Origin of the sequence: Flavobacterium sp. XS2P24 (assembly GCF_030010285.1) — a bacterium.
GTDB classification, from domain to species: Bacteria; Bacteroidota; Bacteroidia; order Flavobacteriales; family Flavobacteriaceae; genus Flavobacterium; species Flavobacterium algoritolerans.
Genome location: NZ_JASCRU010000006.1, coordinates 148,144 through 162,254 on the forward strand (window position 1 = coordinate 148,144; position 14,111 = coordinate 162,254).

Below are 14,111 nucleotides of genomic sequence, written 5' to 3' on the forward strand. Positions count from 1 at the left end.
TTCAGGTGGCAGTTTTTCGTACAACGACTACGATAACTGGAACACGAATTCGAATGTCAGCTCTCACCTGAGCTAAAAAATTTTAAGCGCCACAGACCTTGCCAACACGGCAAAAAATCACAAAATTAATAGGTTCGCTAGTAGAGCAATCGAAAGCGAGCCAATCAAGCAAAGGCTATGAAAAGATTAAATAATTTATATCAACAAATCATTTCCATTGAAAATTTAACCCTTGCCGAAACGAAAGCTCGCAAAGGAAAATCTAAACAATATGGTGTACAGGTTTTCGATAAGAACCCAAAAGAGAAACTTGCAGAACTTCATAAAACGTTATTTGAAAGGCGATACCAAACATCGGAATACACCACTTTTACGGTGTATGAACCAAAGGAGAGGCTTGTTTTTCGACTTCCTTACTTCCCAGACCGAATCACCCATCACGCAGTAATGAATATCCTAGAGCCAATATTTACCAAGGCTTTCACAAACGATACTTACAGTTGTATAAAAGGAAAAGGAATTCACGCTGCAGCTCGTAATTTAAAAACGGCATTACAAGACCAGGATAATACAAGGTATTGTTTAAAGTTGGATATAGTCAAGTTTTATCCTAATGTAAATCACGATATACTAAAAGCGTTACTTCGAAGAAAGTTCAAAGATAACGACCTGCTATGGCTTCTTGATGAAATTATTGATAGCGCAGACGGTTTGCCCATTGGCAACTATTTAAGTCAGTACTTCGCTAATTTTTACCTTACTTATTTTGATCATTGGATCAAGGAACAAAAAGAGATAAAACATTACTTCAGATATGCCGATGACATCGTAATTCTATCGAGCAATAAACCCCATTTACACGAAATTTTAGCGGAGATTAAACAGTATTTAAACGATAATTTAAAATTGCAGGTAAAAGATAACTTTCAAGTGTTCCCAGTTGAAGCTCGTGGAATTGATTTTATTGGATATGTATTCTACCACACGCACACGAAGCTTCGGAAATCAATTAAAAAACGATTTGCAAAGGCAGTTTCAAAAACAAAAAACAAAGCCACCATATCCGCTTATTATGGCTGGGCAAAACATTGTGATTCCAAACACTTATTAAAAAAATTAATCCCTAATGACAGCATTTAAAGATTTAAACATACAAGCCGAAACCAACAACTTTACAGGCGACAAAGTCAGAATTAAAACCATTCTTAACGTAGAAATTAAAGTTTTAGATTTCAATATTAAAAAATCGAAAGTCAAAGAGAACACGGAAGTATTGACCATTCACTTTGAAAGAAATGGCATTAAAAACATTGTATTTACTGGTTCGACAATTTTAATGAAAATGATACAGCAAGTACCAAAAGACAAATTTCCATTTACAACAACAATCATTCAAGATAACGAATATTTTGAATTCACTTAAATGACAAAAATATGATACTAGGATTTACACAAGAATTAAATAACAAGCCTACTTATTTTGTAGAGCGTATTTGGGAAGGACTACTCCGATTCCATTTTGATACTGACAAAGAATATGATGCCTTTATGAATGAGCATAAAGAGAAATTTGGAAAGCATTGGGATTGGTTTCCAGAGGAACACGAACGGCTAATAAACACAAAAGCCCACACCATCCGAGAAGATAAAAATGACCGTTGGAAAGTTGGAACAATGATTGATTTTTTTATTAATGTACGTCAAAAAAGTATGTTTCGCTTTGCGCCAGTTCTACCTGTAATCAGCGCTCAAAAAGTTATAATTGTATGGTTTGAACTGTTTGGAAAGCGAATGGTAAGAGTTTTTATTGACGGTAAAAGTTTTGCAATGGTTAAGTTTGCCGATGAATTAATAATAACGGGCAATATGCTAGAACTAGCTCAAAACGACGGCTTCGACACCATTGAAGATTTCTTTGCGTATTTCAACGAAGATTTCAAAGGAAAAATTATTCACTGGACGGATTTAAGGTATTAAAACATACTGACCAAACAACACAATGGAAATGTAAACAACACTCATTGCCAAAGCAATCAACAATAAAATACTTATTTCTTTAAAAAATTGCTTCATAATTCAAAGATATTAAATAAAGCCTTTGTAACTCAAGCGGTTTTCTTACTTTTGAAACGTTAACATAAACTATAAATTATGAAAAAATTACTATTATTACTCTCAGCCATTTTACTAACATCTTGCTCCGAAAGCAAAGTTGACGAATTAGCGTCATATGAAATTGATGGTGCCTGGTATTGGGCAATTCAATTAAAGGAAGGAGCAACAAAGCAAGATGCTATAGAATATGTAAATATGTGGGCAAGCCCCAATCAAACATCCTTTTTTTATGTGTTTGACAATAGCTTTGATTTATCATTTTTTAAAAACGAAAAATTTACACCAAATGAATTTAAACATAATATATTAGTAAATAAGCCAAAGTACGGTTTTTATAAGATGATGCCCGCAGACGATAAATTATATGATGATGGTGTTTGGCTATTAGAACAATCACTTAAAAAATAACAAAAAAAGCCCAGCTAAAAACTGGGCTTTTTTTGTAATAAAAAGTTTTATATTTTTGTCTTATGACACGTAAGGAACGCCTAACCGAAAGAAATAACCAAGTGCGAAAATTATTCTATGAGCTTCACGCCAAGAATAAGAAGTGGCGCATTGATGCCGTTATTGATGAAGTGGCAAACAAAATGTTTCTTGCCAGCAGAACTGTTGAAGCGATCTTAAATTATGAGGGTATTTATGGCGATACCCCACCACCTCAAAACATTCAATTACAATTACTTTAAACTTTTTTTAAATGGTATTTAAAAAAGTTTGTATATTTGCATAGTCAGACCTGCGTAGTCGGGCAACGCTAAGGCGTATGATGTTTTAACATTATACGCCTTTTCTATTGAATACAATTAACTTCCCTGCTTTTAAAAACACCACTTCGTTAAACTTGTAGTTTTCATCTTTAAAAATGTGAATAGCCCTATTTTTCATTATTACATCGGTCAAAGGTTTATTCAATTGACTATCACTAATAACGGCAATTGCTCCCTGTTTTGATGCTCCATTGGCATTTCCTAAAATGTTTTTTATTGCCTTTGGGCGTTTAATATCATAATAGGAATTACCTACTCGCAAATCGGGATTTGAAGTTTTGGAGATTAAATTTGGAAAAATCATATTTCTAATTGTTTTTTCGTCTTTATAAATTTCAGGCATTAATTCTGCTACTTTTCCTTTTTTGGCAAACTCTTTGGCAGCGGTTAGTATGTCATTATAATCATTGCCTTTTTTAATTAATAAATGCTCACGAACTATCCCTTTTTTAGTTTCTAATATTGTTTTAAACTGCTCTTTTCTATCCTTTTGTAAAACCTTGTTATAGGCGAATTTTGTAGCATTGGTTTTAGAATCTTTGATTTGCTCATTGGTCATTGCGCTAGCATAAGGCATTTCGCCAAACACTTTTCCGCTCAAAGCAGCATTATTTTTGAAAATGCCTTTTACTAGAATATCAGGAACTGTCTTTGTTGGCTCTTCGTCTGTTTGTTCCAATTTGCAACGACATCCCCAATCTAACGGTACGTTGTGGGTTTTCCAAAATACGTGATTGATGGGTAGAATCAAGCCATCTAATGCTTGGTGTTTTTCACGTGTCCTGGCATCGTTTACGGCGTTGTATCTTAGGTTTGGATATAAGTCTGCATCAGCTTCAAAACTTTTCCATTGTTCCACGCTATTGGCAGTTGCTACAGTGTGGTGGTATTCTGTTTTTAGCCAACGTTGGTTGTATTCTACGTTTAATTCGGTAGCTTTCTTTTTGAAATCTGACCACGATACTACTTTGCCATCTTCGGTCAATGCGCTTTCGAGTTGTGCTCTAAAACTAGTCTCTTTGAAAGCCGAAAATTTCGCAATGTCATTTTTTAAAGATTGTGCTAAATCTGCATCGTAAAACTCGGAATCACTATTGTATCCCAAATCAAATGCTTTGCCTAAATGGGTATTGTAATACTCCCAAAGAGCTTGTTTGTTTTCTTCAGAAACATTCCTGTCATCAAACAATTGCCTAAAATAATTGTCAATAAGCCCGCTTAAAATGTCGTCCTGTTTGTCTAACTGTACAACTTTGTGGTCGTGGTCGCAACAATGAGAACGATATGCTAATTTAAGCAGGCTTAACGCTTTTTTGCATTGTCGGGTTTTGTTGGTGGCGGTGTCTGACTGGATGGCATTGTCTCAATTTCAACACCATAAACCTCCTCGACATATTGCTGTTTTAAGATGTAACCGTTTGTCATTAACTGGCTATCGATTTTAATTTGCTTTTCTGGGTCTTTAGTTTTTTCAATTGTAATTTTGGCATTGTCAGGAATCGAATAACCTAGCTTACGCATCGCAGGAACTAAACGTTTATTTAGGAAAGAAAGCATTTTCTTTTTATCACTTTTAATTACCTCTTCCAAAGTGTTTTCGTGTACATTTCCTTGTGCTTTAGATGCTCCGTTTTCCGTGGTCATCGTTTGGTGCAAAATTAACTTCGAAAGCTCTTTATCTAGAGCTTGAATTTTCATATAGAAAACATTGAAAGAATCTGATTTGCTGTTTTCTTTAATATCAATTTCAGTACCTAACGGAAATACTCCATAAGGTGCGCTTCCCATTTCCTCCAACCAACCCGCAACCTCATTTTTTACGGTTTCACTTTGACTGGCTACTTTGGCGATACGAATCGGAACACCAAATAACTCTTCAAATTCATCCCACGAACCCCACGAATGACGTTTCAAAATGGTGTAAACGGCTGCCTTTTCTAATATCCCTATATTACTGTAAAACTTAGCATACAGTAAAATATCATCTACTTCGGAAACATCTAAACCTTTATTACCGTTGATGTCATACAATAATATTTTTTGTCCAGGAACAAGCAAGCCACGGTCAATCATTTCAACCTCTTTTATATTGCCTTTTTCAAAATCTTTAATCCATAAAAGACCTTCGCCCTTGTAGGTGGTTTTATGCGCTTCCTCTAAAGTATAATCGAACCACTCTTGGTCTTCAATTAAAGCGGTCAATTTATCGTCCTTAATACCATCAATCGAAAAAATGTAATCTTCGTTAATGGTTCTCAAGGTTCTATCCTCGGTTACGGCAGTCAAATGTCCATCGAGCATAATATCGTCATAGACTTCCTGCATCGGAAAGAAGCGAGGGATTTCCGACTGATAATAAGCATATCTTGCCGCTTGCCAATCGTTGATTTCTTTCCGCCATAATCTACGTTGACGGCGAATGACGTCCACCATCAAATTGGTAATTTTGGTAATGTCTCCAGCATCTACATTGGATAAACTTACTTTTTTGCCAATGGCATTTCCTGAAAGATTGACTTTGCTCACTTGCCTTTTTGCGTTTGCTATGTTTCTATTTTTTATACTCATTTTATCGTAGCGTTTTATCTAATTCTCTTTTTATTTTGTCGGCAATTTGTCGGTTTAAATACTCTGATTTTCCAATAAATTGACGTTTCGGCATTCCATCTAGTCCTTCATTGTGTCGTGCGGCATAAGATTTGTAGGTTCTAAAAACTACTCTTTGACTTCCTTGGCTTACGCTGTATTTAAAGGAGTTTTTAAGTTTGTCGCCCCCTGTGTTGAAACCTACTAATATGGCACGGTCTGCGTTTCGACTACCGTATCGGTTTAGGCTTCCTTCACGTCCTACACGGTTTGTTTTATATCGGGTAATGTCGTTGCCAAAGCTGTCGGTTGTTTTTCGAGCATCCCACTTTTTGGTAGAAGTATCAGTAAAGCCCTGGTCTCTGAAATTTTTATCAATAAACTTTTTGCCTTCCACTCCCATAACTCGCAAAGCTTTGTCGGGAATATCTTTGGAAGCTCGAATTAAAAGCCTTTGTAAATTATTGAAACTACCAGCCATTTTGGTAGGTTTTGCGACTTCCGAGCTTCATAAACGGCACTTCGCTGTCGGGCGTTCCGTCACCATCCGAGTCAATCAATTTAGGTGGCAAATCGGGTTTTATTTTGCCCGTCGAAACCTTTTCGAGCCATAACATTGCTTCATCATATCGAAGCTTCGCAACCTCATTCAGTTGCTTGGTTCTACGGGTGTAAATTTCAAATAAGACAATCCCTTTAAGGTGTTTTAATACTGTAAGATTTCGTGCGTCTCCTGTAGCTCCAAAAACAGTTGCAGTATCAAAATATTGAAATAGATAGCCACCCATTACATCGATACTTTCAGCAATGATTTCCTCGACAATAGAATCATCATTATTGATTATTTTATTGATGATTTCGTCAAGTCCTACGGTTTTTAATTCTGATTTTTCTAAAAACATATCTATGGTGTTTGAGTTTGAAAGCCTATTTTTTGTTTTGTGTATTTTCCGTTGATGGGGCGATATATGAGAGTTGAAAATGAAATCTTGTAACTCATCATTTCGTCGGCTTCGTCAACGGTTTCCTCATTGGATAAGTCCAATTGTTTGAAAGTATCGCCTCTTAATCCTTGTAATTTTTCTACAATAGAATCAATTACATCAATTTCCATTAATCCGTGTTCAGGGTCGGTAGTTCCATTATGCTGATCCATCCATCCATCTTTACAATAAAAAGTAATATCGACTGTGGCTTTTCCTTCCTGCTTTTGTTCTACCATTGTTTGCCACGTTATCGCTTTGATTTCAATTAAAGCCGCTGTAAAATAACTAGGATAGTTTTCCTTTGGATTAGTAAATTGTTTGCGCTGTAAATCGACCAACTCCAAGACTGGTAATTCGGCTAAAGCTTCTTTTACTTTTATAAATAGTTCTTTTCTGGGCGTCATACTCTTCGGGTGGTTTTACGTTTCCCGATTACGGGTTTTTGGTTGCTTTCCTCTTTTTGGCTGTAGCCAAATAATAGCCGTCCTTTTCGAACACATTGTTCTAAAACGTCCAAAATGTCATCGGGTGTTTTGCACCCTTTTTCAAAAGCGACAATATGCTCAATGGCTTTGTCCATATCCATAGTATCTTTTAATCGCTCGTCAAATGTGATTAAACCACGCATAAACGTACTGGTCAAAGTGGCATCAATTCGGTCGTGTTTGTCTCCTGATGCGTGGTCAGGAAATGGAATGTCAACCGCATTGTTTTCTTCACAGGCAATTAGCCAATCGGTTTCATAAACAATTTCTTGTGCCGCTGTCGCATCGTAATAAGAGATAATTGACATTCCTTTGGCGTTATATTTTTTCTGCCATTCGTAGTGCATATTCATTGCCGTTGGTCGGTCAATTTGTTGGTTGAAGATTTCTAAAACGTGCGCTCTTCCTTTTTCGATAGAAACAACTCCACCCGCTTTATAATCGCCGCCGTCCTTATATGATAAATCCCAAAACTCAATCAATCCTTCAAAGATTTGATTGCCGTGTGTTTTCTTGAACCTGATCCATTCTGCTTTTATACGTTTTCCCTCCTCAACAGGGTTATTAAAATCCTCTCTTTGGCTGGTGTGATAATCGGTATCGGCAATGATGTCTTTACAATCCTGTACGCTGTATCGTTCTGGCCAACTCGGTTTAAAGTTGGCATCGCAAAGGTTAACCGTACTAATTTTAAGGTTTGGCGACTTCTTATTTTTTTCGGCATAGCCGTCAACGATTCCGTTTTTTACGATGTAGTTGTTTGCCATCACTTGGCGAAAGCGTCCTTTTTGTCCTGCCTTACCTAAATCGCCCGTGAGCTTCTGAACGTTCTCTTTGGTAATATCAATGTTCTTGGCTTGTTTTCGGTCTTCTAAGTCGTCCATTGACGCAAAGTCTGGACGGTTGGCATTGTTCCGCAAACCTCTAAAAGGTTGGTTCAATCCCAAGGCTTTAAACATTTTTTTGTCGTTGGTTTCAAACTGACCGTCTGCCCAAGAACCGTATTGCATTTGCATTCCAAAATCTTTGATGTACCGCTCATTACTTTCCAAATGCAGTTGCACATCCGAAAGTAAAAGTTTGCCAGCATCTAGCGTGCGCCCGATGATTAAACCAAAATTAACCTCATTGTTTTCTTTGAGGTGGCACAAGTTCCCTACATTAGTATGTATCGACTTGGCAGCACCACGAAACCAACGGCGTTGCTGTTTGATTAAAGGATTTTTAAATAGTTCGATATAACTCGTTAAATGAAACTTGGCACAAGGCGCATCTGCTAAAGCTAAAAGAGAATTCACACCATAGTAATATTCAAAAAACTCCAAATAATTTTCGGGTTTTAAAAGGCGTTTAATTCGGGCTTCCTGTTCGGCTGTGGTTTCCTTAAATAAGGATGCACTCGAAAGCAACTGGATTCTTTTGGATTCCAAGTTGTATTTTTCAAGGGCTTGTTTGAGTTCCGTTTTAGTCATTACTTACGAGTTCGTTGATATATTTGTCAAAATGTATCCTAATGGTCTGCAATAGTTCTAAAATTTCATCACGCTTTTTGCCCGTGTTGTTACCCGCTTGCACGACCATAAATTGGCTAAAGCTGTCAAAACTTTCCATTGTGTGAACTGCCTTTTTTCGGTCATCATCCATACGGTCAAAAGCGGCTGATATTTTAGCTAAATCATCGGCTTTGTGCGCTGGTTTTTTACCGTCACGAATATCAAGAACATACTGAAGGATCAATTTTTTAATTTCGCTAGGACGTATGGCAAAAAGTTCTTTTTCATTATCCCAACAATGAAGCTCACGCCAGTTCCCGAGTGTTTTGACACCAACACCCAGTATTTCAGAAATGTTGGTTAATGAAAATCCTTTTACAAACAAATCTTTTGCCTGTAATTTTTTGTAGTCGCTTTGAGCGGCAGTCATTCTGCCTTTGACTTTACTTGTAGTATCCATCGATGTTCAGGTTTCCGTTTTCCTCAAACTTTATGTTATTGATTTTCATTCCATCATACTCTAGGTTCTTTTTGGCATCAATCAAAAAAGGTGTGAAGTCGTCGTCGCTTAACATTCGATTAATACCCACACCCAGTTCAGGGAATTCTTTGAATTCGCCTTTAGTTGCCATTAAGATGTGTTCTTGGTGTTGGTTGTCAGAATACCCCAAAGCGAAGTCACCATTTTGCAACTTCAAATCGCCGTTGTTGTCTAAAATTATATCCGTCATAAGGGCAAAGTTCTACATATAAAGCGCATTGAAAAAAAGCAATACCAAAGCTTGTATTTATTTAATACAAAGCTTGTAGTTATTGAGTACAAGGCTTGGAAACTGGTTTTTTTTTACTTCAAAACCTCCCCAATTTTGCCTTCGAAACGTTACCAAAACCAAATTAAAAACAGCCAATGCAACACGACTTCATTATTAATACCGAAAACGTAAACGGCTATAATTACCGCATTTTGACGGACGGTATTGACTACACTCAATATGAGCGCAACCCTGTTGTCTTATACCTACACGATAGGGATAGTTACAGAAATAAAGGCACTGAGGTTATTGGTCGTTGTTTGAAGTTGTTTAAAAAAGACAGCCAATTAATAGCGACAATTGAATTTGACGAAAACGAACCTTTTGCCAAAACAATAGCCGATAAGGTAGCTGGCGGATTCATTAGAATGGCATCTATGTATGCGGAAGTAATAGCCGCATCCTCAGAACCCGAATTGGTATTACCTGGACAACTCTATGAAACGGTGACCAAATGTAAACTAGTGGAAATTTCGATAGTTCCCATAGGCGGAAATGATGATGCTTTGAAATTATCCAAAAATGATGGAAACGTGAAACTGAATAAATTGAACATAAAAAAAGAAGATATGTCTGAATTAAAAACAATTGCCCTAGCCTTAGGAAAATCGGCGGATGCGTCCGAAAGTGTGTTACTTGACACGATTACCCAAGTAAAATTGGAAGCTTCAGAAGCGGCGACTGCCAAAGCGAAGGTTTTAGAACTGGAAGCAGAAATTAAAGGAATTCGTTTGAGCGGTGCAACGGTATTGGTGGATCAAGCCATTAAATTAGGATTGATTCCAGAAGCTTTGAAAGCCTCACAATTGGGTGCTTTTGAAAATGACTTTAAAGGTCAAACCGCCATTTTATCTAAATTGATTACGGATAAAGAAACGGCAAACGGTGGCACGCAACACAAAGTGAAAGAAGTGGTTTTGGCTGGTAAATCGACAACTGGTGTTGTTGAAGCTGATGTCAAAGAATCGTTTGATTATTTGCAAAAACACGACACCGTGAAACTGGCAAAAATCCGAGAAGAAGATCCGACAAAATATGCGGAATTAGCCAAGGCATACGCTAACGGTGTACGATACACTAAGTAATAATAAAAATTAATCCCAAAAAATAGATTATGGCAGGTTTACAAAAAGAAGTATGGATTGCAGGTATTCAGGAAAACCCAATCCCAGATAACAGTTTTGTTTTTGCATCTACGGACAAATCCGAGTATGTAGAAAACAACAAATTACACCTAGCGGAAGCGGGTATCGAACCAGGAGTTCACGAGAACTACTTTGCAGGTTCTGAAACGGATTTGCCATTGGCAACCATCACAGACATTCCTAATGAAGTGGTTTTGAATACCTACTCTACGGATAGAACTCGTCATAGAGATTTGCAGGAAGTGGAATTGCAGTACAACAAACGTGCTTCAGTTACCAATCGTCACAAAACGGCTTTGGCTAAAAATATGGGTATTCGTGCCGCATTCGCCTGGTCTCCAGCTACGGACGATACAAACAACAAAATTGTGGTTGTTGGTGGTGGAAAGTTCTTAGATGCTATCATCGATATGCAAGCATTTTACAATGGTTTGGACATCTACGATGGTTTGAACATCTGTTTGACTGCCGAGCATATGGCGATTATCAAAAAAGAGGACAAAGTCTTGTACAAAGAAATCTTGAACACGTCAGAAATGTACGGTTTCAAAGTGTACCGTTACAACAAAACGGCTCTTTACACGTCTGCTAACGCTAAAAAACCTTTTGGTACAGTAAAAGCAGCGGGTGACAAAAATTGTTCTTTTACTTGGTGTACTAACGAAGTGTTCAGATGTTTTGGTGATACTGAAATGTATGAAACGATTCGTTCTGCAGCTTCACAAGCTGACGAAATATCTTTTGCTCAAAGAGCTCTTGTTGGTAACATTCGTGCAACCAATCCTAAGTATTTAGGAGCAATATTGAGCTAGTATGGCAAAAGCAAAAGAAGTAGCAACGGCATCCCAAGCGGATGCCATTGCTAAAACCGTATCGGACTATTTTGACCAAGTAGGCTCAAAAGATGAAGTCTATTCTACAGCAGACGGAAATGTGTTTGAAAACTTCGGTTTTGCACAAAATCACGCCACGACTTTGGAGGATAAGAACGTAACGCCACATACTAAAGCAACTGCGATAGAAGTGATTGACGAAGAAGAAGTAAAAGAGTAATGAGAGCAATAAAGTACATAGCCATTCATTGCACAGCCACTTCTCAAAATACGAGCATTAGCGCAATTCAAAGCTATTGGAAAAATCAGTTGGGCTGGAAAATGCCAGGCTATCACTTTATTGTCAAGCCTGATGGTGAGGCGGTTAATTTATTACCAATAGAGCAAGTTTCTAACGGTGTAAAAGGCTTTAATAGCCAAACAATCAATATTTCTTATATAGGAGGAATTGATTTGAATAACGCACCTAAAGACACACGCACACCAGCACAAAAGGCTTCTATTTTGAAATTGCTAAAAGACTTCAAACAAAAATTTCCAACCGCAACAATTCAAGGGCATCGGGATTTTCCTAATGTGCATAAAGCTTGCCCGAGTTTTGACGCTAAAAAAGAGTACAAAGATGTATAAAACACTAGTTCTTTTAGTTTGTTTTTGTTGTTTTTTGACTTCCTGTCGTACTACACGGCAGGACGTTCAAAAAAGCACATCAACAACTGAAAGTATCGTTCAGGAGAAAGAAACGTATCGTGATACGATTCTTTACACTCCAAAGGCTGAAACCAGTCTAAAAATTCCCGTCGCTGAATTGGTAATTAAATCGGGTTTAAATACGGTTTCAAAGCCTAAAATATTTAGCCAAAAAAACGGCAACGCTACCGCTAAAATTATAATTCAACACGACACAATAACGGTATCGGCAATCTGCGATAGTCTCGCAATGGTAGCCAAAATAAAAAAAGAAATTTACAGATCAGTGAGTGAAACTGCTCGATCTGATGTCGAGAATAACAAGAGTAAAACTGGATATACGGTTTTTGATATTGTTCTCTGGTTTATTGTCGGTTTATTCATTGGAGCTGTAGTGGCTTTCATTTTAAAAACATTGAAAATAGTATAGTATGGGTTTACCAAATATTACATTCAACATTTCAAGCAATGGCTTGGGATTGCCACAGGCAGAAATTCAGAAGATACCAGGATTTGTATTATCAGGTGTAACCGTTGCTGGAGCTAATAAAGTAACCGTGGGTACTTCTTATCAAATCTTTTCTTTGGAAGAAGCTGTTAACCTTGGCATTACTGAAGGCGGAACTAATGACTTTGCCTATCAACAAATCGCACAATTTTACGGCGAAGCCAAAAAAGGAGCTGAATTGTGGTTTATGCTTGTTCTTGCGGCGACAACAATGGAAGATCAAGCGGATTTAACTAAAGACTTTGCTCGAAAATTATTGAGTGATGCCAAAGGTAAGATTCGCATTTTAGGACTTTTGAAAAAATCAGGAGCTGGCGAAACAATAACCGAGGGCTTAGATGCCGATGTGCATTTGGCGGTAGTCAAAGCTCAAGCTTTGGCGCAAGATTTTGCAGACCGTTTCTATCCTGTTCGTGTCTTAATTTCGGGTAATAAGTTTAGCGGTGTGGTAGCTGATTTGAAAGATTATGCCACGACAAACTATAACAAAGTGGCTATTATGTTAGCCAATACGGACGGTTCAAAAGAAGCATCTATCGGCTTGGCTTTAGGACGTTTGGCAAGTACACCAACACAAAGAAAATTGAGCCGTGTAAAAGACGGTGCTGTAGAACCTTTTGCAGCTTATTTTACAAATGGAGCTACTGTAGCTACTTTGGACACTGCTTGGGATGCGATCGACAATAAGAACTACACCTTTATGCGAAGCTTTGCCAATTTATCAGGCTTTTACTTCACTGGAGATAAAACCTTGACTTTGCCAACAGACGACTTTAATAGTTTGGCTAGAGGCTTGGTAATGGACGAAGGCGTTTTAATAGCATACACGACTTTGGTACAAGAGCTATCTGACGAAGTTCCAGTAACCGAAGCGGGTACGATTCATCCCGCCATCATCAAAGGTTGGCAAAATGCCATCGAAAGCCAAATTAAATCCAATATGGTAGAGGTTGGCAAACTTTCGGGAGTGAGAGCATTTATTGATGAAAATCAAAATGTTCTGCAAACAAATAACGTCAATGTGGCTTTGCAATTATTGCCTGTTGGCTATTCTGATTTCATAACGGTAAACATTGGTTTTACCACAACACTAGAATAGTATGAGCGATTATAGTAGTAAAAATTACTCTTGGAATGACATTTCGATTGCCATAGGTGGTCGCATCATCGAGGGAATTGAAGACGTAGAATACTCAGCTAAACAAGAAAAATCTGTTTTGCGTGGTCGTGGCGGGAAAGGTCATAAGATTACTAGAGGAAACAAGGACTTTGAGGGCAAAATTAATTTGTGGCAATCCGAAGTGGAAGCGATGATTAAGGACGCACCAAACAAAGATATTTTAGCCTTGAGCTTTGATATTATTTGGTCTTTTATTCCAGACGATGGCGGTGCAACCGTTACGGACGTGCTAACAACTTGTGAAATTACCGAGTACAAAAAAGCAATGAAACAAGGCGATAAGAATATGCTTGTAGAGCTACCTTTTATTTTCTTGGACGTTAAAAACCAACAATAGTCCTTCGACTCCGTTCAGGGTGACAAAAAGAATGTAAAAGCCATCCAGCTGATGTAGACTGCACCCAAAAGTTTAGACAAATTTATAATTAATTTTGATAATAATGAGCTCGATATTGTATCGGGCTCATTTTGTTTAAATTAGACTTGATTCTATCGTTATTGTAATAAA

The 14,111-nt window shown here is 37.5% G+C and carries 20 protein-coding genes; 12 read left to right on the top strand and 8 right to left on the bottom strand.

Annotated elements, in window-relative coordinates:
- Positions 1-177: 177 nt before the first annotated feature.
- From QLS31_RS07080 to QLS31_RS07100, 5 genes are all read left to right on the top strand, one after another.
- Entirely contained in the window at positions 178-1,140 is a 963-nt protein-coding gene (locus tag QLS31_RS07080) for an RNA-directed DNA polymerase (protein WP_282743276.1), read from the top strand.
- Positions 1,127-1,423, top strand: coding sequence for a hypothetical protein (locus QLS31_RS07085; protein WP_282743277.1), 297 nt, complete (start codon positions 1,127-1,129; stop codon positions 1,421-1,423). The genes QLS31_RS07080 and QLS31_RS07085 overlap by 14 nt, the downstream gene beginning before the upstream one ends.
- 11 nt (positions 1,424-1,434) lie before the next feature.
- The gene (locus QLS31_RS07090) at positions 1,435-1,977 is read left to right on the top strand and encodes a hypothetical protein (RefSeq protein WP_282743278.1); all 543 of its coding nucleotides are present in this window, start codon (positions 1,435-1,437) and stop codon (positions 1,975-1,977) included.
- A gap of 174 nt (positions 1,978-2,151) precedes the next feature.
- Positions 2,152-2,523: a hypothetical protein gene (locus tag QLS31_RS07095; protein WP_282743280.1), complete on the top strand. Its 372-nt coding sequence runs from the start codon at positions 2,152-2,154 to the stop codon at positions 2,521-2,523.
- 62 nt (positions 2,524-2,585) lie between these two features.
- The gene (locus QLS31_RS07100; RefSeq protein ID WP_282743281.1) at positions 2,586-2,804 is read left to right on the top strand and encodes a hypothetical protein; all 219 of its coding nucleotides are present in this window, start codon (positions 2,586-2,588) and stop codon (positions 2,802-2,804) included.
- A gap of 91 nt (positions 2,805-2,895) precedes the next feature.
- Here QLS31_RS07100 and QLS31_RS07105 read toward each other — a convergent pair whose 3' ends face one another.
- From QLS31_RS07105 to QLS31_RS07140, 8 genes are all read right to left on the bottom strand, one after another.
- Positions 2,896-4,074 carry a phage minor head protein gene (locus QLS31_RS07105; RefSeq protein ID WP_282743282.1) on the bottom strand — a complete coding sequence of 393 codons (1,179 nt, stop codon included), beginning with the start codon at positions 4,072-4,074 and terminating at the stop codon, positions 2,896-2,898.
- Between the two features lie 113 nt (positions 4,075-4,187).
- A complete protein-coding gene (locus QLS31_RS07110; RefSeq protein ID WP_282743283.1) occupies positions 4,188-5,453 on the bottom strand; it encodes a DUF935 family protein in 1,266 nt (421 codons plus the stop codon).
- A 1-nt stretch (position 5,454) separates the two neighbouring features.
- The gene (locus QLS31_RS07115) at positions 5,455-5,952 is read right to left on the bottom strand and encodes a phage morphogenesis protein (protein ID WP_282743284.1); all 498 of its coding nucleotides are present in this window, start codon (positions 5,950-5,952) and stop codon (positions 5,455-5,457) included.
- A complete protein-coding gene (locus QLS31_RS07120) occupies positions 5,942-6,373 on the bottom strand; it encodes a phage protein Gp36 family protein (RefSeq protein WP_282743285.1) in 432 nt (143 codons plus the stop codon). Before QLS31_RS07120 ends, QLS31_RS07115 begins: the two co-directional genes overlap by 11 nt.
- A gap of 2 nt (positions 6,374-6,375) precedes the next feature.
- Positions 6,376-6,861 (bottom strand): hypothetical protein, encoded by a 486-nt coding sequence (locus QLS31_RS07125; RefSeq protein WP_194310781.1) that lies wholly within the window; start codon positions 6,859-6,861, stop codon positions 6,376-6,378.
- Positions 6,858-8,414 carry a hypothetical protein gene (locus QLS31_RS07130; RefSeq protein WP_194310782.1) on the bottom strand — a complete coding sequence of 519 codons (1,557 nt, stop codon included), beginning with the start codon at positions 8,412-8,414 and terminating at the stop codon, positions 6,858-6,860. Before QLS31_RS07130 ends, QLS31_RS07125 begins: the two co-directional genes overlap by 4 nt.
- The gene (locus tag QLS31_RS07135) at positions 8,407-8,895 is read right to left on the bottom strand and encodes a hypothetical protein (RefSeq protein ID WP_228479072.1); all 489 of its coding nucleotides are present in this window, start codon (positions 8,893-8,895) and stop codon (positions 8,407-8,409) included. The genes QLS31_RS07130 and QLS31_RS07135 overlap by 8 nt, the downstream gene beginning before the upstream one ends.
- A complete protein-coding gene (locus QLS31_RS07140; protein ID WP_282743287.1) occupies positions 8,879-9,166 on the bottom strand; it encodes an oxidase in 288 nt (95 codons plus the stop codon). Before QLS31_RS07140 ends, QLS31_RS07135 begins: the two co-directional genes overlap by 17 nt.
- 176 nt (positions 9,167-9,342) lie before the next feature.
- Here QLS31_RS07140 and QLS31_RS07145 point away from each other — a divergent pair, with 176 nt between their 5' ends.
- The 7 genes from QLS31_RS07145 to QLS31_RS07175 are packed head-to-tail and all read left to right on the top strand — an operon-like array spanning position 9,343 to position 13,940.
- Positions 9,343-10,332 carry an HK97 family phage prohead protease gene (locus tag QLS31_RS07145; RefSeq protein WP_282743288.1) on the top strand — a complete coding sequence of 330 codons (990 nt, stop codon included), beginning with the start codon at positions 9,343-9,345 and terminating at the stop codon, positions 10,330-10,332.
- 29 nt (positions 10,333-10,361) lie between these two features.
- The gene (locus tag QLS31_RS07150; RefSeq protein WP_282743289.1) at positions 10,362-11,204 is read left to right on the top strand and encodes a hypothetical protein; all 843 of its coding nucleotides are present in this window, start codon (positions 10,362-10,364) and stop codon (positions 11,202-11,204) included.
- Between the two features lies 1 nt (position 11,205).
- On the top strand, positions 11,206-11,445 hold the full coding sequence (locus QLS31_RS07155; protein ID WP_194310786.1) for a hypothetical protein: 240 nt from the start codon (positions 11,206-11,208) through the stop codon (positions 11,443-11,445).
- Positions 11,445-11,855: an N-acetylmuramoyl-L-alanine amidase gene (locus tag QLS31_RS07160; protein ID WP_282743290.1), complete on the top strand. Its 411-nt coding sequence runs from the start codon at positions 11,445-11,447 to the stop codon at positions 11,853-11,855. Before QLS31_RS07155 ends, QLS31_RS07160 begins: the two co-directional genes overlap by 1 nt.
- On the top strand, positions 11,848-12,345 hold the full coding sequence (locus tag QLS31_RS07165) for a hypothetical protein (RefSeq protein ID WP_282743291.1): 498 nt from the start codon (positions 11,848-11,850) through the stop codon (positions 12,343-12,345). Before QLS31_RS07160 ends, QLS31_RS07165 begins: the two co-directional genes overlap by 8 nt.
- A gap of 1 nt (position 12,346) precedes the next feature.
- Entirely contained in the window at positions 12,347-13,522 is a 1,176-nt protein-coding gene (locus QLS31_RS07170; RefSeq protein ID WP_282743292.1) for a DUF2586 family protein, read from the top strand.
- A 1-nt stretch (position 13,523) separates the two neighbouring features.
- Positions 13,524-13,940: a hypothetical protein gene (locus QLS31_RS07175; protein ID WP_194310790.1), complete on the top strand. Its 417-nt coding sequence runs from the start codon at positions 13,524-13,526 to the stop codon at positions 13,938-13,940.
- Positions 13,941-14,111 lie beyond the last annotated feature (171 nt).